The 19,316-nt window shown below is 43.0% G+C and carries 18 protein-coding genes; 2 read left to right on the top strand and 16 right to left on the bottom strand.

The window, feature by feature from the left end:
• The first annotated feature begins 159 nt into the window (after window positions 1-159).
• Entirely contained in the window at window positions 160-411 is a 252-nt protein-coding gene (locus MKY98_RS26780) for a hypothetical protein (RefSeq protein ID WP_141695499.1), read from the top strand.
• 202 nt (window positions 412-613) lie between these two features.
• Here MKY98_RS26780 and MKY98_RS26785 read toward each other — a convergent pair whose 3' ends face one another.
• Window positions 614-1,036, bottom strand: coding sequence for a hypothetical protein (locus MKY98_RS26785; RefSeq protein WP_176715727.1), 423 nt, complete (start codon window positions 1,034-1,036; stop codon window positions 614-616).
• A gap of 786 nt (window positions 1,037-1,822) precedes the next feature.
• Window positions 1,823-3,199, bottom strand: a complete 1,377-nt coding sequence (locus MKY98_RS26790) for a helix-turn-helix domain-containing protein (RefSeq protein WP_069011620.1) — start codon at window positions 3,197-3,199, stop codon at window positions 1,823-1,825.
• Between the two features lie 616 nt (window positions 3,200-3,815).
• Here MKY98_RS26790 and MKY98_RS26795 point away from each other — a divergent pair.
• Window positions 3,816-4,259, top strand: a complete 444-nt coding sequence (locus MKY98_RS26795; protein ID WP_069011621.1) for an AbrB/MazE/SpoVT family DNA-binding domain-containing protein — start codon at window positions 3,816-3,818, stop codon at window positions 4,257-4,259.
• A gap of 310 nt (window positions 4,260-4,569) precedes the next feature.
• Here MKY98_RS26795 and MKY98_RS26800 read toward each other — a convergent pair whose 3' ends face one another.
• The 14 genes from MKY98_RS26800 to MKY98_RS26865 form a co-directional block, all read right to left on the bottom strand.
• A complete protein-coding gene (locus tag MKY98_RS26800) occupies window positions 4,570-4,695 on the bottom strand; it encodes a hypothetical protein (protein WP_256026086.1) in 126 nt (41 codons plus the stop codon).
• Window positions 4,696-4,776: 81 nt separating this feature from the next.
• Complete coding sequence (locus tag MKY98_RS26805) at window positions 4,777-5,145, bottom strand: hypothetical protein (RefSeq protein WP_069011622.1); 369 nt, start codon at window positions 5,143-5,145, stop codon at window positions 4,777-4,779.
• Between the two features lie 15 nt (window positions 5,146-5,160).
• Window positions 5,161-5,538, bottom strand: coding sequence for a hypothetical protein (locus MKY98_RS26810; RefSeq protein WP_069011623.1), 378 nt, complete (start codon window positions 5,536-5,538; stop codon window positions 5,161-5,163).
• A 17-nt stretch (window positions 5,539-5,555) separates the two neighbouring features.
• Window positions 5,556-6,131, bottom strand: a complete 576-nt coding sequence (locus MKY98_RS26815) for a hypothetical protein (RefSeq protein WP_069011624.1) — start codon at window positions 6,129-6,131, stop codon at window positions 5,556-5,558.
• Window positions 6,132-6,152: 21 nt separating this feature from the next.
• Window positions 6,153-7,226 (bottom strand): peptidoglycan DD-metalloendopeptidase family protein, encoded by a 1,074-nt coding sequence (locus tag MKY98_RS26820; RefSeq protein ID WP_069011625.1) that lies wholly within the window; start codon window positions 7,224-7,226, stop codon window positions 6,153-6,155.
• Window positions 7,223-7,825 carry a hypothetical protein gene (locus tag MKY98_RS26825; protein WP_069011626.1) on the bottom strand — a complete coding sequence of 201 codons (603 nt, stop codon included), beginning with the start codon at window positions 7,823-7,825 and terminating at the stop codon, window positions 7,223-7,225. The genes MKY98_RS26820 and MKY98_RS26825 overlap by 4 nt, the downstream gene beginning before the upstream one ends.
• Window positions 7,822-10,575 (bottom strand): CD3337/EF1877 family mobilome membrane protein, encoded by a 2,754-nt coding sequence (locus tag MKY98_RS26830; RefSeq protein WP_341011468.1) that lies wholly within the window; start codon window positions 10,573-10,575, stop codon window positions 7,822-7,824. The genes MKY98_RS26825 and MKY98_RS26830 overlap by 4 nt, the downstream gene beginning before the upstream one ends.
• Window positions 10,575-11,051, bottom strand: a complete 477-nt coding sequence (locus MKY98_RS26835; RefSeq protein WP_069011628.1) for a hypothetical protein — start codon at window positions 11,049-11,051, stop codon at window positions 10,575-10,577. The genes MKY98_RS26830 and MKY98_RS26835 overlap by 1 nt, the downstream gene beginning before the upstream one ends.
• Window positions 11,052-11,055: 4 nt before the next feature.
• Window positions 11,056-13,653, bottom strand: a complete 2,598-nt coding sequence (locus MKY98_RS26840) for an ATP-binding protein (protein WP_069011629.1) — start codon at window positions 13,651-13,653, stop codon at window positions 11,056-11,058.
• A complete protein-coding gene (locus MKY98_RS26845) occupies window positions 13,650-14,144 on the bottom strand; it encodes a TcpE family conjugal transfer membrane protein (protein ID WP_069011630.1) in 495 nt (164 codons plus the stop codon). Before MKY98_RS26845 ends, MKY98_RS26840 begins: the two co-directional genes overlap by 4 nt.
• Before the next feature lie 12 nt (window positions 14,145-14,156).
• Complete coding sequence (locus MKY98_RS26850) at window positions 14,157-14,381, bottom strand: hypothetical protein (protein ID WP_069011631.1); 225 nt, start codon at window positions 14,379-14,381, stop codon at window positions 14,157-14,159.
• 12 nt (window positions 14,382-14,393) lie between these two features.
• Window positions 14,394-15,449 carry a conjugal transfer protein gene (locus MKY98_RS26855; protein ID WP_208332845.1) on the bottom strand — a complete coding sequence of 352 codons (1,056 nt, stop codon included), beginning with the start codon at window positions 15,447-15,449 and terminating at the stop codon, window positions 14,394-14,396.
• Window positions 15,450-15,465: 16 nt separating this feature from the next.
• Window positions 15,466-17,682, bottom strand: coding sequence for a TraM recognition domain-containing protein (locus MKY98_RS26860; protein WP_069011633.1), 2,217 nt, complete (start codon window positions 17,680-17,682; stop codon window positions 15,466-15,468).
• Window positions 17,683-18,426 carry a MarR family transcriptional regulator gene (locus MKY98_RS26865; RefSeq protein ID WP_069011634.1) on the bottom strand — a complete coding sequence of 248 codons (744 nt, stop codon included), beginning with the start codon at window positions 18,424-18,426 and terminating at the stop codon, window positions 17,683-17,685.
• Window positions 18,427-19,316 lie beyond the last annotated feature (890 nt).

The raw sequence follows: 19,316 nt of genomic DNA on the forward strand, positions 1-19,316 counted from the left end.
CACAATTGATGTTATAAAATGCAGCCACCTTATCCTATAATCTCGTATTCCTACAAATTTTTCAGGTGGAGAAATGCAGCTGATTGCAATAGAAACCCAATACGGTTTCTTGATGTAGGACACAACAAATCTATTAAATTTGAAAGGGGTTTTTTAGAAATGCAACAATTTATTCTTGAACAAATTCATTACGTCTTCACATGGATAGCACAGATCGACTGGAACGGGGTAATAAACACCCTCTTCGATTGGCTCAAAAAAGTCAAAATAATTCTTGATCTCATTCCCTTTGTAATGCCGCAAGTTGTAGACGCACCACCTAAAGGCCGCCGTTCCCATTCAGGTACTCCAAAACGGGGGAGAAAACGTAGTAGACCCTATCGTCAGCGCAAAGGAATGCGCAAAAGATAATTATGATTGCTAAAAAAGCAACTCCTACAGATGCAGGAGCTGCTCTCCTGTTCCATTGTTTGGTGAAAATAAAGTTTTAGACTGCCACTGATGGAATTAAACTAAAGTTTCCCGTTAGCTTAATGAAGCAGCGTCAGTCTAATAACTTTATTTTCTTTTGACATCAAAAATAGAGCATCCCCCAAGAGATGCCCTTCTTTCACTATATTGCATTAATGGTGAATTGTCCTTTTGCAGCTTTGATCTCAAAGTAATATTGCTCAACTTTGTTTAAACCATTCAGTTGTTTGCTATTGCCAGGAGACACCTGAAACTCATCAATCACGATATCTCCCTTTTCATCTTTAACTCTCACGAGCGCATTACCTGCACTGTTTGCATCATTTATGATTGTCTTATCCCAAAAAACACTATCAAATTTGATAGAATCTTGACCATCAAATTTAATGCTGTTCCATTCATCAGTTTCTTTTTCAATAGCCATAACTGAGGTCGTTTTAGGAGAGAAGTAATTATGGACAGTTTCTACGTTTTGATAAACTTGATAAGAACAAACAAAAATAATGGTTAACTCAACAAAAATCGCACTAATTAGACCAATTTTCCTGTATTTTCTATTAACCATATTCAAATACCATCCCCTTTTTGAAAACATGGTAATTAATATAATTCGATTGATTCCTCTATTATATATATAATAATTTATACTTTACAGTAAAACATGTAACAATTTAGATATTAAAGACAACAATTTGCTATTCTTTCAGAGCACCGAAAAGGGACACGCAAAAGATAATTGTGCTCGTTCAGAGAATGGCTCCTGCAGATGCAGGAGCCTCTTCTTTGTTCGAGTTGGCTGCGTCTCTAATCATGGACCAGCGCGGGAAAATCCAGTAATCTTCTGGATCCTCCCGGCGGCTTGTCCGGCCCATACTGAGCAATCGATTTCATGCGATTATTTTCCTGGTACTACAAGTACAAAAGCTACCCTAATACACTTTAACATTTTTTGACATGACATATGTATTTCATTTTCAAATAAGACATTTTATTGAATAATAATTCATTGTGTGGTGTGGGAAATAGTTTTGCATAGAAAGCTACCTATATAAAAATAAAAAGACCAGCCAAAAAGCTGGTCAAGGAAACTATAAATGCGTATGCCTGACTTATGCCCCACCAATATAACCTTGAGTCGAAATTACACCAGGAGACTGTGACAATGCTCCAAACATCAGTGCAAAACTGAAACCAATTGCCAGAAGGAGAACCATCTTTTTTTTCATTTTTTATACACCTCCTGAAACATCAGAATCCACCAACATAGCCTTGAGTCGAAATTATACCAGGAGCCTGATTGTGTTCAATTGGAGCCAGTGCTGATGCTCCAGACACCAGTACAAAACCAAGACTAACTGCTAAAAAGAAAACCATCTTTTTTCTCATTTTTTTCCCACACCTCCAGAAGCATACTTTGATACTGAGCTAATGTTTCAGGGTCTGTATGAACCCTGAAACGCTCAAACAAACCTGAACAGTTGGAAATTAGTAGTACGTTATTTATTTTAACGGATTTTTCAAAAGCGTCCATAAGACATTTAAAACCGCATGGGTATTTTTTCCTGAATAATTTGTACTTAGCGAGTTTGTACCAAAAACGAGCGTATTCGTCTGATAATACCTGCTGAGTATAAATATCTGTAGATTCGGGTTCACGGTATGCTGCAATTTGAGGCTCAAAGCGATCTAAAATGTGATCAATATCTAAATTGTAACGATTAGCCGCTTCAACAACATTCAGAAGTTCGGCAAAGATTTCTTTTTCGCCAGATATATACTCTACATAATCTGGCAATACACTAGCATCTCCAGACATAAGCCTATTTACGTACGTATTAATTTTAGCCCAACCTTGGAATAAGCCTAACCAATGTAGTGATTCCGGATCTTTTTCTTTTACCCAACTTAAATCAGTATGAGCCTTCAGGTGCTTTAAGCCCTGTTCGTAATTACCTCTTGCATCACAAGCATATGCACACAACAGATCTCCGTAAGCTATGTAGGCAAAAAGTGGTCCGTCTTTTGGCTTTTTATGAAATTCTTGTTTCATACCATAACGAAGCTTAGCTCTTTTTCTCATCATCTGAGCCAATTCATATACTTTATTCCACTGACTCAATGCTCTATATAAGTTAGCTAAGTCTTTCAAAGCGTCCAATTGATCCACTTCATCCAGACGATCAATAAAAGGCTCAAATCTAGCAGCAATTTGAAGATTTTGAATCTGGTCTTCCCCAATTTGAATCGTAAACAAACGATACTGGCAGACCGCCAATCGCTCTGAATGCTGATGTTTTTCACTCTCAGCTACTTTTTCATACAGATAAGCCGCAGTATCCTTGTATCCTTTTTGAAACGAATTCTCTGCTAGTTCAAAGAGCAGCGGGGGATAAGTAGGATTATCCAGTAACATATTTACAACTCGCTGTACGCAATCTAACCGATTAAGTTCAACACATCGGTATAAGAACGGGCTTATTTTTCGCCAGTTGAGTGAACAATCTTCAATACACTCTTCTATAAAACGTTCGTAAAAATAATCCAGTGGTAAATTCATTCCCATAGTAATACTGTCCAGTTGGTGAACAGATATAGAACGATTTCCTGTCACAATGCCACTAATAGTACCTACGTTTAGGTCAATGATGTGACCGAACTCGGTCATGGTTAAGTCTTTCTGTTTTAAGTATTTTACTATTTCTGCTCGAATCGTAGGTGTGTTTTCCATGATAAACCACCCTTTCAGCATGAACTTAGAATGTGCAAATCTAATAAAAGTCGAAAATAGAAATCCTGTAATATAATTAAATATTTTACACTCACGATAATACCATCTTTTGGAACAACAATAAATACTTATATTAGGAGAACATTGGATGATGTACGCAAAAATGACAAGGAATTTAGACACCTTTGGTAGACTTGTAATTCCCAAAGGGGTACTCATTACATGTGACATTTTTTCGAATGACTCGGTAGAAATTTTCGTAGATGAAGAAACGAGTACAATTTCCCTAAAAAAGTACATTGGACAGTCATGTAAATTTTGTCAGTCCACCGAAGAGTTAAGTTACTTTAAGGGTTCTCTTATTTGTAAAAGCTGTACCTGTATGCTCAAGACTCCTTCTACATAAACAGGTTTTACAACCAAAAGAGATTATGGCCCAAATGCTCTTAGATTTACATGAAAAGCATCCGACTGCTACACAACAGGAATATGCTGATATGTTGGGTATATCAAAGTCCCGTGTAAGCCAACTCATACAGAAAATGTTTAGCCAACGAGAGATAGATTAGGAGATTAAGGTTGGTTTCAATAAATTTAGTTTGAAGGAGGATATCAAGTGAAGAATACAGGTATGACACGTCCCTTAGATCAGCTAGGCCGAATTGTTATTCCCATAGAAATCCGGAACACAATAGGGATTGAGATTGGCGATCCTTTGGAATTTTATATGGACGAAGAAAAAAAAATTTTAGGCATAGGAAAGTATAACGGGGTTTCCTGTAAATTGTGCAGTTCGGCCCAGGATTTAAGCTATTTCAAAAGTTCTCTTTTATGTAGGCAATGTATACTCGAAATGAAGGGGAACGTAGGTATTACTCTCATTCCCATTCCTCCTGTTAAAGAGAAACCAAAAAAAACGAGAGCCCATCGGCCTACGTTAGAATTGCTTAGAAGTCTACGGAAGCTCCTACGCGAACATCCAGAAGCCAAGCAAAGTCAATATGCCGAATGGCTTGGCGTGTCACAAGGCCGTATTTCTCAGCTTAAAAAGTTATTATAGGTCACGTTCGGATTTTAAAGCTATTATTCGATTGGCCATAACATGAACATTCGGATTTTAAAGCAAATACCTGGATGGCCATGAGCTGTCTGAAGATCCAAATTCACTTATTTTCCGAACAATCACATATAATAAAAAAATGCCTGCATGATTAGCAGACATTTCATCCTCATGTATTTGTGGTATAATGGGTATAAATAAGAGTAGCCGCGATGTTAGAGCATCACGGCTACCGACAAAGGCCGGTGGGCAACCACGGCGAGAATTTCATACGGATACGAAAAACCACCGGATAGCTAGGCTCCCAAACCTATTCCCGGTGGTTTTTCTTGTCTCGCGCTTGCTTATAGACGTTTACTAATTTACTTAGGCCAGTAATAATACCGACCAGCTTCAGCACAACGTCCAAAAGCTTCAGACACAAATCAAGAGACACGGCAGCACCCCCTTTCGGGCAGCTTCGCCGTGTCATTCCCCACCGGTTACCTTGTCCCTCTCATTATAGCATATTTTGGATTCATGATATATCCTGCGGTAAGCTGGAGTACATGCGTTTCAAAAGTTCAGAAGCTTCATACAAAGTAGACGGCTGCGCCCCTCTTATATCGAATCCTGCACGAAGCATAGATTCAGAGAAAGCCGCGGGGTCAAAATGAGATGCATCCAAAATATAGACTTGTTGAATTTCTTGTAAAACCCATTGTGTTGGGTAGTTAATCCATCCGTTTCGGGTTGATGCGACAATGCAATCCCAAACGTCCGTAATTAATATTTCCGGATGATTGAGTTTGTGGAGCTGTATATAATCCCATATGGCCTTTGCATCGTCCAGTTCCTCCTTACTATGGTATTGGCCGTGCTCATTATACCGAATACCGTAAAACATAAGACCACCTACTTTCTATTTCTTTAACTGTTCCACAAATGGCCGATAAATCAGCTGCTCGTCCACATTATTAAAGCCCCGGTGTTCTGGCCCGGTGAAGAAGTATTCCCTTACGCCTACATCCTCGTATACAATACAGCGTAGTCCGGCCGGAATATCTTCTTTGCTGATCCCGGTTGCAATCTCGATCAGCTGGTGAATACGATCTTGAAACTGCTTATGTGTAACGACCTGTAATATCTCTCCGTAGTTCTGCCCAGGTGGATCAAGCAAATGGATGATACTTTGCTCGGCATCATAAGCATATTGGTACACGGATGATTTAGGCGAAAAATGACTGTAGCTTTCGTCCAGCAGCACACGCCCCGCAAAAAAATGGTTTGTAACTTGCACAGGATTTTCCCCCTTCGTTAATAGAAATAGTCTTTCATAAATGTGGCATAATCCGTTTTAAAGTAAATTGAATCTGATTCTATCGTAATATCGTCAATAGATCGCAACTCAAAGATTTTTGCCACGGCCATACGCATTTCATATATTTGATCCAGATACTTCATATCCTCTTTGTTTTTTTCTCGGTCAGTCCCTTCTATTTTCCTGCACTCCATCCTCAAGAAAAGGGAAAACAATGTAAGTCCTTTATAATTGCTTTCAACTCCATGCTTCTCCATGATCGACCAGGCTAATTCCATGTCATATCGGTTCTCCCGGCAATATGCCTGCAAGATCGGTATATATCGCTTGTAAAGCTCTCGCAAGTAATCTTGGTACTTTTCTTCCTGCTCCAACCATCGGCTCTCTGTGGAGCGTTTAAAGGGTTCTATGAAGTCGGATTTACCTAATTTATAGCATGTCAGATACTCGACTCCTTCAAATCTTGGACCCGGTGGATTTCGGAATATAAATATATCGTCTTGCCTAGCGATCCCCACGGTCTTTCCTTCTTCGTCTTTGCCTACACGCACAATGATTTTTTCATTTAACAAACCGTTCGCCTTCCTCTTTATTTATTTAAGTCCAATATAAGGAGCCGGATTGACGTGTGTTCCATTAATAGCTATTTCAAAGTGCAAGTGAGGGCCAGTGCTTCCACCTGTAGAACCACACTTCCCAATCTCTTGTCCAATCTGGATATCTTGGCCGACAGAAACCTCAATAGCCGACAAATGGCCGTATGTCGTTCGGTATCCACCACCATGATCTATCCAAATGTACTGACCATATCCTTTTTTCGGGTTACTGGCATCCTGCCATCCGGCAAAAGTGACTTTTCCTGCCTTGGCTGCCTGTATAGAAGTTCCCTTGGGGCATCCTATATCTACACCTTTATGGGGCTTTCCGACCTGTCCAGTAATGGGATGCACACGCGGGCCAAATGGAGACGTTACAGGCCCTTCTACTGGACGTGCAAACCCTCCTTTTCCTGGTTCAACTGTTTCAATGGGCTTATAGCCATCTTGGACATACAAAGTTGCATATTTCATAACCTCGGCCACATACTCCTGACTCTGATTGTATGTGAATACGGCCTTTTCATATTCTCCGTTGGCCGCGCCATTAGCGGCCAGATAATGAGCTGCCGAAAAAATAGCATCCTTTACATTCCACATATCTGCTTTCCCATCACCGTCAGCGTCTACCCCATATCCCCCGTACTTTTGAATCAGCGCCAGGCTCGTTTTTTCTTCATCAGAAAATTGGCCTTTTCCGTTCGTTCCCTTACAGCCGGGCGCTCCCCATCCAATAAAAGTACACGGCATAAATTGCATATGCCCCTCGGCACCAACTTTGGATATCATCGGTTTCAAGGTGGAAAAACGAGTTTCAATGCGGTGTACTGCTGCAAGCAAATTCCAAGGAATACCATATTTTTCCTCTGCCGCTTTGTAAATCGGGATAAATTCGGCCGGGATTTCGTTTTCTGCAATTTGGGATATGGTACCGGCTCCCCAGGAACCCGTACCCGCTGAAGCTTGTTGACCGCCCCCAATCATAAATAAGGGTATGAGCATAAAAATAGCAAATAACCCGATTGCAAATAAAATAGATAGAATAACCGGAAGTAAAAGCCATTTTTTCATAGGCTCCACTCTCCGGTTCGCACGCCTACATCATCTATTTTCCAAGCGTTATTTTCCCATTTCGCCTTTACTACAAAAAGCAGATAGTTGGTACTGACTTTTCCTGAAGCATCTGTCTGTTGAACCTCTATATCCGCATCCCACCACTGAACGGCTTGTCTAATATCAGCAGGTGTCAGCTCAATATTGGTAACGGTTCGACGCTTCACATCTAAGGTGTACCGCTGCTGAGTGACAGAAACTTTCTTGTAAAAGGTTTCGGTCATATACTCTTTCGATTTTTCAATATTGCTATTAGGCTGCTGCTTCACATCCAACGGAATATACGTTTTTAGAAATAAAGGAATAAGTTCCTGTGCCTGGCTCATATCTGTTGCATCAATGGATTTCTTTTCTTCCTGCTTTGAATGATCAGGTGCCGCATACTGATGTACGCGGCCCGGTGGTTTGACTGGCTGATTTGCCTTTTTCTGCGTTTCATGGTCAGGAGAGCTGTAAAAAAAATAACGGATCGTAGCGAAAAGTAGAACTGCTATGATGATAGAAGCAACAATAATACTAACCCACGGCTTGGCCCGATCAGGAATGTTTGAACTCATGAAACGTCACCTTCCTGATCGTCTGGCTCAACATTTTTAGGCTCGTCCGGACGCTGCGCAACAGTTGTCTTAGATTTGTTTGTAAATAGATTAGGGATAGAACTTAACCCTTTTGCGGTACGTATGGTTTCAGACGGTCTACCAGCAGCAGCGCGTGAAGATCGGTTTCGAGATACAACCGGGATAGCTTCCTCGCTCCTTCTTTGGCTGACCATAGGAGCTACCGGCAGCGGCACACCAACATTTCCTTCCATAATGGTGTTTGAGGCTACATTACTCGGATCTGGCCCCATAACAGGCTCTTGCACAAATGCGGTTTGCTGCTGCGGCGCATATATCGTCTCTCCACTTAAACGGGCTTGATATCTCCCGCCTGTACCCATAGATCGACTTTGAGATACGTTTGGAACTATTCTCCTTTGAGTGACTACCTGAGCCATCTGTGAAGCTACATGAGCTGCCGACAAGGGTACACCTGTATTTCCAATAACAGCACTTGGCAAGTTGTTAGCTGCCCCTGCTGGATAAGGTCCCATCATAGGTTCTTGTGCAGACGCTACAAACGTACTTTGCTGCTGCGAATCATACAGTTCCCCACCATTGAACCGAGCTTGCCCCCCTCTAGCATGGCCTATAGATTGGCCTGGAGACGCGATTGGCCCTGTTTGCCCATTCTTCCGTTGACTTACGACCTGGGCCAGCTGTGAAGCCGCATGAGCTGCCGACAAGGGTATACCCATGCCACCCGGTATATGAACGGGCATAGGTTCCGCTGAGGGTACCGCACCTGGGACAGTGGATAAGGCAGGAGCCAAAGATTCAACAGGTAAAGCCCCCACTCGCGAACCCTCGCCTGAACTGATTGTCTCTGGAACGTCATACGGTATAGGTGCAGCTCCATGAGTAGAAACAGATTCAGCAGCTAACTTGGAAGCAGTTCCGGCAGGCTTGCCCGATGTTTGCGCTGTGGCCGCTGATTCTTGAGCCGCCAATGCACCCATGACCTGAGCCAACCGCCCTTGCTTTTTAGCGCCAACGGCTTGTCCTCCTGTAGATGTACCTGGAACAAATATAGAATCACTTTTAGGTAGCTCTGTTGTTGAAGGTACTTTGGTATCCCCTTCGTTGTAATCCGCATCCAAATCATCTACTTGATTAGCTTCATGCTGTGAACTGCTTTCTCCCTTGGAACCTTTCGCAAGAGATACAACATCGCCGCCCTCTTTATCGTTCAAAGGCACATTCTCTAAAGGTTTTTCACGGCCATGATCCCCCATCATACCGTCAGCAATAGCCCCGGCTGCGGCTCCAGCGCTTGGGCCTCCTGCCATTGTGCCTGCCGCTTGCGCTACGGTGCGGACAGCTTTACGCTTCATGTCCTTAATTTTAGATGTAATGTACTGATCGGCTTTGGACGCTTCCATAGCAACACTACGCGCCATAGCCCCACCAGCAAACAAAATGCGCATCAAACGCTTGCGGATAAAGATGATAATCACCAAAACGATAAATTCAACAACGGCCGTAGCCAAATAAGCATAATTATTGGTGTCACTAGTCTGGTATACAATGGCCGACATCGTAAAAATAATAAGTGCTAAAATGGACATTGCGACTTTGAGAATCAAAGGCAAAAACAGTTCTTCCGCATAGCGCCTAAAAATCCCGCCTTGGTTCGGAAAGGCCGCGATAACCAAGTAAAACGGGGCCACGGCTGCAACACCCAAAAACCAAAACTGAAAGGCCAGAATCGCAATAGCCAAAGCGAAAATAGGAATCGACGTAAACGCATTGACGGAACTGTACAAACCGGAAAATACCAACCGATCTGGCACGGCAGCGTAGGTCATATTTGTATTCGACCGTTCTTTAATCTCATTATCTTCTATATAAGACTGCCGCTGTTTCCCAGGGGGTATGACCAGCAGCTCATCCACCCTGCCGCTCCCAATGCTCCCTTCCGAATCGGTACCGTATTGCAGAAACAAATAAGGCCGGTGGATAAACAGATTCCACATGTTGTCGCCTAAAGTCGTCTTGGTATCGGTCTGACCGTCATTCGTTAAACCGGATGCAGCTCCCATGACAACAGCCGACATTTCCGTGGTCACGTTGTTGACCGTTTTAAGTGTGGGCGCATAATTTGAAAAAAACAGCAACGCAACAACCAGCATCAGTAAAGAATTAGCGGTCATGCTTGTAGCTTGCAGCTGCGCCCGCGCAAAAAAGTATTTATACAAAAAGGCAATGCCAATAGATATACCAATGATCTGTAGCATTTTCCCATAGATTCCTGAACCCATAAATTTACCGCCGGATATCCCTGTCAGTTTTTCCATCACGCCTGAAATGCCATCGATCAGGTCATTCACAATGTCGAATTTAAAGGCAAAATCAAGAACCGACAGCATGCCTTTGGTCATAAACACGTTCATCTTAAACATGGTATTGACCATAAAATTCATGCCTTCATAGAACTGGGCCAGGACTTCATCTTTTACGGCATCACCGGAAATCCAGCTCCCAAGGGTACTAAAAAATCCGCCTTCTTCCTCTCCAGGCGTTTTGGACGTAACATCAATTTGGTAATATGCCTTGGAACCGTCGCTCGTTTGTTCATGATCCCCGCTGAAGAGATTGTCTGAAATACCGCCGCCATATACCACGTCCGGGTCTGCTGCATAAGCTGGCGTAACATGAAGGATGAAAATCAGTAATAATAAAAGAACATGGAGTAGCTTCTTCATCATTACTTATCACCTTCTTTGTTCTCGTGTACAATCACGCCACCTTCCGGATTGGTAATCTTCCGTGAAACGTCACGCGAATCGATTTCAGATATCTTCCAGTCTCCCGCTTCTTTTTTCATCTCAAGGTAATCTGTAAAATACCCGTTATGCTTGGGACTATAGTAAGTTACCTTGTAGTACAGTTCCTTGGCATCATCCGTATCTTGTTCAAAGCGCTGAATGGTATATCGTTCCCCCATAGCTTTGTACATCCCCGGATTCACATGACGGCCATCTTTTAAATTCAGGTAATGCGGATCATCAGGTGACAAGATTTGTTTGAATAAATCATGATTCCCTTCGGTGCTGGCTTCAATATATTTGAGGGCCAGCGCATCAGCAGCGCCGACCTCCGCTGTGTCTTGAGTTGGGGTTTTAGAACAACCCGTGATCAGCAGCAGAACTACACCCAGGACTATCATCATCTGTTTGACCATCTGCTTAACCTCCCATTGTGATGCGTTCCAGACGTTCATTTTCGTATTGACGTTCTTCTTCCGTGGACGTGGAGCTGTCAAAAGCCTGCTCAATCTCTTTGTAAACCGGATGAATGCGGACAGCTGCTGTCCGGCCATAGATATCCTGAAATAGAGCCGTTCCCCGGCCTAAACCAGTGAGATAGTCAATATTGCTCTGTGTTGTAGGTAGGTTATAGAATTTAAGCATCTCAACCACTTCTTCATATTTTTTAAGAGCAAAAGAAAATTTCATCCCCATATTGGCTACATCTTCGTCATAGTCCGTAGCATTCTGCGTACCTTTCACCAAAGAGGTATTGTAGTAACGCCCCATCCGTGTAATGAAATCCATTTGTGCTTTACCTTCAGATGAACGTTCAACGGTTTTCGCTTCGTCTTGTACGATGACCTTATGAATAAAACGATCCTGATTAAACATGTACTGTTTGGTATAAGCAGCTATGGAAATTAAAATGGCTTCGGATATTTTTTCTACAGGTCGGACAGAACCTTTCCCTGCTCTTGGCAACTGCAAATTTTGCACCATCAGCACTTGAATAGGTTTACTGACTTCAAGCACCCGGTAGTCCTGGTTGCGCTCCCCGAATAGCAATCTTGCAATGTTACTCCGCTTGAGCGTATGCAGCGTTTCAATAATTTGTGCAGCAGCTTCCTGGCGATCTGCCCGATGTTCCACGGTTACCAATCGTTTCTCCAGGTCTTCCAGCAATCCCCCCAGGCAAGGATCGTCATGATAAGCTTCTCGTTCGGATGCTTCACTTAGTAGCGTGAACCCGACATCACCTAATTGCTTGTTGCACAAAAAAGACAAAATATCCAGGGCAATGTCCTTCGCTTCTTCGGGGTTGGTGCTAGTGCGGAAAGGATCAAGACAGCCCGCATCTGCTTCATCAGCGCCCAACGTCCAGACCGATATAAAATCTGGTGGAATAAAAGGTAATCCATTGGCCCACCCTTTCCGGTCGCCCTTCGGGTCTACAATCAGGGCAAGCGATCCGGTCAGTACAGAAAGATACGTAAACAGGTTAATGAAAAATGATTTACCTTTCCCGGTCATACCAGCGACCATAACGGCCAAAGAATCCATTACATTCTGTGTTCCTTCAAAAGCTTTTGCGGCCAAGTCAGGCCGGATAAATACGGGCCGGTTCAGCTTGAGCGTTTGACCGATATAAAATCCTCGGTTGTCTCCGATATTCGTGGTTGCCGCAAACATCATACCCGCCAACTTTGTCGGCTCTAAATATTGCAAGTAATCCTCATTGAGTCTTGGAGCTGAAGGAATGAACTCCATAAAATAGGAAATCGACTCCCCGTATGGCGTTTGCAAATGGATACCGAATTTCTGCATCTGCCGCTTTAACTCGCTAGCCCTAACTCGCAATTCCTCCATGTCGTCACCCGCCACACGGAAGACAAAAGAACATGCATAAGCTGGATATCCGGTTTCCCCAAAACGACTTTCCATCTGGATTGCGCCGCTTTCGGACTTTTCAACACTTAGATCCACTTCACTGTTCCCTTTGGCGGCTTCAGATCGTTGGTCTTCATAAGAAAGCCGGACATTACTTAATCTTTTAACGATTTGGTCATTTCGTAAGAAGCTGGCTTTAATCGAAACCGCTACCGGAAATTTCAAACTGTTCTGTATATGAAACATCCACTCGGAACCTGGATGTAGCGAGTGGGGCCGCATCTTATCTACGACTAAATATTGAACATATTTCTCCCTAATTTCTTCCCCGACCAGCTTGTACAGCTTGAGCGTTTTTTGGTCGTATTCTTTAATCTCCGCATTTTGCAGCTCATAAAATGAATGGGCCTGGCCGCGCCGTGCTTCATGTATTTGGTTATTTTCATCAATCCCGCTAACGTCAACACTCGTTTCATAGCCTTTGCGAAGCTGTGTATCGTTTGGCGTGACACTAAAGTTTTGTTCAATTAAAAATACCGTTTCTTCTTTGGTGGTATGTCGTACCATGCAAGACATAGATGTAGTCAGAATTTCACGTAGGGCCTCGGCCTGATCCTGCCGTTCTTTAATGTCCCGTTTGAGTATGTCTTGGGGCATCAAGCCCACGGCCCGATATAAGGGAGACGTGAAGCCCTGCATGAACCGCTGGAATTGTGTAGTAAGCATTAATGCGGCATTTCCATCACCATGAAACTTATTTCTCTTTTCAATCAACTGAATTCCGATATAAGAATGATACTCGTTCGTATCGCGAGAAGAACGCTGACTCGACAAGGTTTCTTTCAAACTCTCAAAATACTGGATACCATATTCCTTCAGCGCATAATCTTTTCGGTTCATTTCGGATAAGGTTTCATCAATAATGCCGTTCACATCCGTTAAGGATGGAATCATCAGAAAATGCAAATCGTTCATATTCTCTACGTAAAAAGACAATTGATTGCTGTACGGCTCAAACTTCTGCATCATATCCCTAAAATCATAGGCAAAACCTTCAACCTGATAATAGGCCCATACGGTACCGTCTCTACCAAATACCAAATTGCCTTCAACATGTTTAACCGGGAATTGTGTGAAAACTTTCATGAATTCACCTTCTTTAGTGGTCTTTCTCCAACTGTAAAGTAACCGTCAAAACGGTAAGTCGGGTTGAGTTTCTTTTTAGCAGCTTGCCGTTCTCTCGCGGTCAGTTGGCCGCTAAATCCATAGGATTGAGGTTGTCCCAGCTCCATTCCCTTGTAATAGGTCACTCGCTTACTCCTGCGCCAGTGATAGGCGCAAAAGCTTTTAAAAAATTTGATAGGGGGCCGATTCTCGGTCCCCACATCAACCAGTAAATAGGTGCCTAAAAACGGCGCCATATAGGAGAATGCGTTGGGTAAAATTAATAAAGGAATATTCAAAAGCGGAATGTGATACCAAATAATCATCACAACCGAAAGAGCAAAAAAATAACCTATCGTTTTGATCTTTAAAGCTCTACCAAAGGCAAAACCTGCAAACTGATATAATCGTCTCTCAAATACCAAAAATTCATTGAGAACAAACAAGTCTCTTCGTTGCGGCTGCGGTTCCACTTGTAGGCCCCCTTATTTCCCGCCTAAATTCAGCTTGCTTGTAATAAATTCAGATATGGTACCAAACAATTCAGGTTTGGCAACAAAGGCATACGCCACTAAGAGAACGAGGAAAGTGCCAATTGCTCCAATAAACTGTCTTCGGAACGCCAACACAATCGCAAAAACGATACCAGCGATAAATATCGCGTGTTTCCCTTCTTCGGATAACCAATCTACAAGGCCACCTAAACTCATAATACAAACCTCCTATTTCTCATCCAGGGTTGTCACGACATACCGACTGTTTTTCTCTATTACATACAATCGGTAATTCATGTTATAACGGTCTTTCGTTTTAGGATCTTCCAGCGTAATATTCGCCAACACAATATATTGCTTAGGTGCAGACCCTTGATAGACTTGAGCTGCATTCACACTCACAAAGTCCATTGTCTTATTGAGTCCATTCGGATGCTTAGGGTCTTCCAGCAAATAAGCCAATTTGTCTCGTGGATCGCTGGCATATGAACTAAAGAAAGTATCCAAAAAATTACGTACATTGGCTTTCTCTTGACTGTTTTCCGCATCCGTTAGCCCCTTGGCTGCGTCGTCCTTCTCAAGCGTGGTTTGTGAATCCATAAAGCTAAATTTGGGCAAATCATAAATGCCGTAGCTTTGGTCGTACCCCACAGGCACCACGAAAAATTTTTGAACTTCCACCGGCTTGTACTTAACCAAAGGAGCTGTCTTGCCCGTTCCGGCTTTTTGGTTTGGAACTTGCTGCGGCACTTCCACTTTCTGATATACCTTGAGCGTTACATAGGCGCGGTTCTCGCCTTTTTCCTCAATATTTTTAATCTCTGTTTTGAGAAACGTGGATTTAGTCTGCAAACCATGTGTCTCCAGTCCCGCTTGCTTGTCCAGCCCTTTCGCTAGAAATGGCTCTAGACGCTTCTGCCGCTGTTTTAAAGCCGCATCACCCGGCGACCAAGTAAAATACTCCTTGGTAAAGTTTTGCGCGTACTGTACGCCTGTCGTCGTCGTCGCAGGATTCAAGGTCGCTTTCTTTTCCGTTTTAGCATCGGCTTGAGACGATCCTTTAGGAGCCATCACGGTAACAAATACGACCAGGAACATGAAGACAAACATAATCCAGAACAGGCAGAAACCCATCTTCCGCGCCACATATCCTTTTGGGCGATAAGCTTTTCGCACGGGCTTTTCTTCGCGCTTACTCAAATTTTTAATATGAGTCCACAAAGACACTTTTTCGCGTTTCTCTCCTTCGTTTCGCTGCTTACGCTTTTCTAAACTCTTTGCCATAGCTCAATTCCTCCTTTCATGAAACAATTTCCTGAATCCCTTCCAGGTCAAGGCCGTTCCGTACATACACACGGGCTACATATGGCTGTCCATCATCCCGTTTTTTCAGCTTACGGGCTAAAAATACTTCCCCTTTGGACAGCTCCTTAATTTCGTCCGGATGCGCTCTGAAGCGCTGTACGCTTCTGACCGTGCCCATTTCTGATTCAAAATTCAGTTTGTACAGCGGATCTTTTTTCACCTGACTCGTAATATCACCATCCTCATAGGTTCCTAAAGTAGCAGCGAGTATGGATGCATCTTCACTATCATTCACGCGCCCAAACAAATACGTATTACAGTTATTGATAATCTGCCGGGTCAAGTTTGGATCAACTTTGTCTGTATCTGATAAACCCTGCATTGAGATAACACATTCCCCACCAGCTGAACGCGATTTATTCACCACATCAACAATTTCATGACTGGCATATGCAGAAAATTCATCACAGACCATAAGCATTCGCTTCTTGCCGGCTTTTTGCCGGTAATCAACGATCGTATTAAATTCAGAGATAACGATCCGGCCAAGCATTTTGATATAGTCACGATACTTGTTACCGGACAACGAAAAAATAGCCATTTCGTTTCGATCCGTGACCTCCAGTAAATCCATACCGCCCCCGGTTTCCTCAAAAAGCGGCCCTAAATCGGATTCCATCAGCTCCGCAACCTGATTTCTAAGACTCACCAGCGAATTGAAGTTAATCCCTGTATCTTCTTCCTCGCTTTCGTCCTCCGAATCTTCACCAAAAAAACGTTCCCGATAGTATTCGATTTTCTCCATCCGTTCCCGGTACCGCTCCGCTCCTTCTTCTCTGGACACATCCGGTTGTGGTGGAATCTCAATTTCTTCTTTGATCAGATCCACCCTAGGAGCTGCGAGGGATACATTCGGCTCCGCTTCATCGGCTTCCTCCGGTTGAGGTTCCTCACTTGCGACTGCTGCTTTTTTATCCTGCCTTGCCTGCCGGAACCCAAAAAAATCATCGGCAGCTACAGGAACAGGTTCAGCAACATCTTCGAGGTTTTCTGTAGGTTCTTCCTCTGGTTCAGGTGTTAGAGAAACCCCATTCTTGGCCCTTTCAGCTCGGTGCAACGCTTTTTCATAATGTTCCCATTCCGTTGTTATCCGACTTAATTCATTTTCTTCACGCTCGATCAGCTCCGAAATATAAGCAGCTACTTTAGAGCGGAATGTCATGCGGTAAATGGTTGCCAAGTCTAAGGTTTCGCCAAACTCCCGCAGCATCCGCAAGGTCAGTTGTAGAAACCGGGAACAATTAATTTTGTAGAAAGGTTCAGACCATTCAAACAGATTCATGATTTTGTCACGTAATTGCGTAGGTGAACCGTGCCGCAAAAAATTGAAATTCAGTTCATCCAAATCAGTAAACAGATGTACTTTACGGCCATATTTTTCAGCCTGCGCCTTAAACTCCAGCATGGATTCTCTTTCACCCTTGCCATCCATGAAAAATACGGGTTTACCCTGCCGGATCGCGTTTTCAATCACAGTGCCGATAATTACGGTCTTCCCGCCGCCAGTTGTCATAATGACTAACATATGCGAATTGAGTTCTTCATCATCCAGCTCAACCCGTTCTCCAAACTCGTCATAACCAATAAAATTGGCTTTGGATTCAGATTTACGAAATTTAAGCTGCGCCAGATCATTGTATTTAAATCGGTTTAGTCGGAATTTTTTATACTTTCGGTCAGCCCGTTTTTTCAGCAGGCTGACATGTTTGGATTTAATGATTTTACTCTCGAAATATTGAATAATCGGGTGTACTACACACGCCAGGATAATACCAACCACACCAGCAGAAACGAAAGAATAACCAGTGAGTGGGAAGGGCTTCCCATCATGAAGATATTTTTCTGCCAGTGTTGCCACGAACGGCAGGCGCACAGCCGATAAAAAACCAAGTGATGAAAGCCATTCGCCCGTGCCATGTAATACAAGAATCCCGAAAAGAGCAAGCGGCAACATCGCGTACAATACCCAATAGCGCTTAATAACAAACCTGACGGCCAGGTAAATCAGCAACCCTGCAATAATACCACCCATCGCAAAACAAAATACGATCAGGAAAACAGCTGCTATAACCATGTAGCCTAATGTTTTTTCTTGCTCCTGTTGTTCCGGGGTCGGCCCTCGGAACATATCCTCGAACCCATCATTTTGCACCTAATCCTCCCCTTTAACCTCTGAAGGTAAAGCACGGATTTGAATTTGCTGGAAAACATTGATCCCCTTTGCGTTGGTCATAGTCCGGGCCGAAGCCGCCCACGCCTTGTGTACATAATCAACCGCCTTCTTTATAGCGTTACCCACCGAATTATCAGGAACAAAATACCATACATCTGTATACTCTCCATTTTTAAGCTGATTGGCGTATAAGTCGATTTTCTTCCTCAAGCGAGTAGCCTTTTTTACGGTCAGCTCTGCTTCAACGGCGATGGCCAAGTTTGGAGGATACAAAATAAAATCTGGAATCGAATCACGCGTCTCGTTCGTACGTGTGATGATGGCCTGCCGATCCTCGACTCCCTTTAGCAGCTCAAACCGATATTCACGCTCCGTTTTATACTCAAAATCCGATGCCGCCGCCGATCTCAAATACAAAATTAGATCATTAATAATCAAATCATGTTGCGCCGTATAAAAAGAAGCATCATTCGATACCGTAACAGGATAATTCAAATAATCTCGTGCGTCTCGATGCGGAAAATACACATTGAGTTTGGACGCTAATTTCTTTCTCCAGATTAACCGTGCATTTTCGAGTTTCCTCAATCTGCGATAAACAGCATGACGTGACATGCTATCTGTATGCGTCATAATTTGCCTGGTTGTAACAATACCGTGCTTCAAAATGAATCTCAAAATAAGAAAATCATCGTCTCTAAAATCACTGTATTTCGTAATCAAAAAATCTCCTCCGACTTCGTTTTCAAAATCACTCTCCCTTGTACACTATCACATTTTTCTAGTTAGAATAACCCGCTGCTTCCAAACATCAAATAGTGTAATTGAAAGTGCAACTGAACCAACAAAATAAAGGCTCATATCGCATACTGTTTGTTCAATCCTGCCACCCTATACCGGGGGAACTTCCCCCAACTGAAACATCTCAAACTTTTCCATCAATCTTTCACTATCGCTACCACTAGACAACATCATAGAAGCAACTTTCCATATTGAATCTCCAATGCATAAAAATACAATGTTATTCAAGAACATGCGTTAGCATGTCAACCTTCTTCCCCGATCAACCCCCACAGGTTTACTTCCTCGCATTCACTCACACGTCTTTAGGTTTTAGGTTTTGATCTTGCTTTTAGGTTTTGATCTTGGTTTTTTGTTTTAATCTTTCATCTTTTCATCTTTAAATTTCTTATCTTTTATCTTCTATCTTTTAATCTCTCCTCTCTCTTTTCTCCCTCTTTCATCCACTCTACTAATCACTTCACTTCTAATCTTTACCCTCACCCCCACCCCCCGCCAAATAGTAACTTAGAGTAATATAGATACTCGTCTTCCTGACCCCATCCTCATGACGTTGTGAGGGTGGGGTCAGGAAGTGCTTTCGAGTGGCTATATTACTCCCACTCACCAGTGGCACCAAGCAATTCGCGGGGGGTGGGGGTGCAACTTACATAGAACATAGGGATACATCTTATTTCGGCTCAAGTTAGAGTGGTTTTTCGGTGTTTCATGCAATTTAGTATAACAAACATGCCGCCAGAGAAGAACAAAAACGACACAAAATGAACAGATACTCCCAAAAGCGACAGGCCTAGCTAGGTCAATTGTATGGA

It is taken from the genome of Paenibacillus sp. FSL M8-0228, from assembly GCF_038007385.1.
GTDB classification, from domain to species: Bacteria; Bacillota; Bacilli; order Paenibacillales; family Paenibacillaceae; genus Paenibacillus; species Paenibacillus polymyxa_D.

What these genes read in the sequence shown, in the direction of transcription:
- MKY98_RS26780 (WP_141695499.1), top strand. Translation starts at nt 160, where the DNA reads ATGCAACAATTTATTCTTGAACAAATTCATTACGTCTTCACATGGATA.
- MKY98_RS26785 (WP_176715727.1), bottom strand. Translation starts at nt 1,036, where the DNA reads ATGGTTAATAGAAAATACAGGAAAATTGGTCTAATTAGTGCGATTTTT.
- MKY98_RS26790 (WP_069011620.1), bottom strand. Translation starts at nt 3,199, where the DNA reads ATGGAAAACACACCTACGATTCGAGCAGAAATAGTAAAATACTTAAAA.
- MKY98_RS26805 (WP_069011622.1), bottom strand. Translation starts at nt 5,145, where the DNA reads ATGTTTTACGGTATTCGGTATAATGAGCACGGCCAATACCATAGTAAG.
- MKY98_RS26820 (WP_069011625.1), bottom strand. Translation starts at nt 7,226, where the DNA reads ATGAAAAAATGGCTTTTACTTCCGGTTATTCTATCTATTTTATTTGCA.
- MKY98_RS26825 (WP_069011626.1), bottom strand. Translation starts at nt 7,825, where the DNA reads ATGAGTTCAAACATTCCTGATCGGGCCAAGCCGTGGGTTAGTATTATT.
- MKY98_RS26830 (WP_341011468.1), bottom strand. Translation starts at nt 10,575, where the DNA reads ATGATGAAGAAGCTACTCCATGTTCTTTTATTATTACTGATTTTCATC.
- MKY98_RS26835 (WP_069011628.1), bottom strand. Translation starts at nt 11,051, where the DNA reads ATGGTCAAACAGATGATGATAGTCCTGGGTGTAGTTCTGCTGCTGATC.
- MKY98_RS26840 (WP_069011629.1), bottom strand. Translation starts at nt 13,653, where the DNA reads ATGAAAGTTTTCACACAATTCCCGGTTAAACATGTTGAAGGCAATTTG.
- MKY98_RS26850 (WP_069011631.1), bottom strand. Translation starts at nt 14,381, where the DNA reads ATGAGTTTAGGTGGCCTTGTAGATTGGTTATCCGAAGAAGGGAAACAC.
- MKY98_RS26855 (WP_208332845.1), bottom strand. Translation starts at nt 15,449, where the DNA reads ATGGCAAAGAGTTTAGAAAAGCGTAAGCAGCGAAACGAAGGAGAGAAA.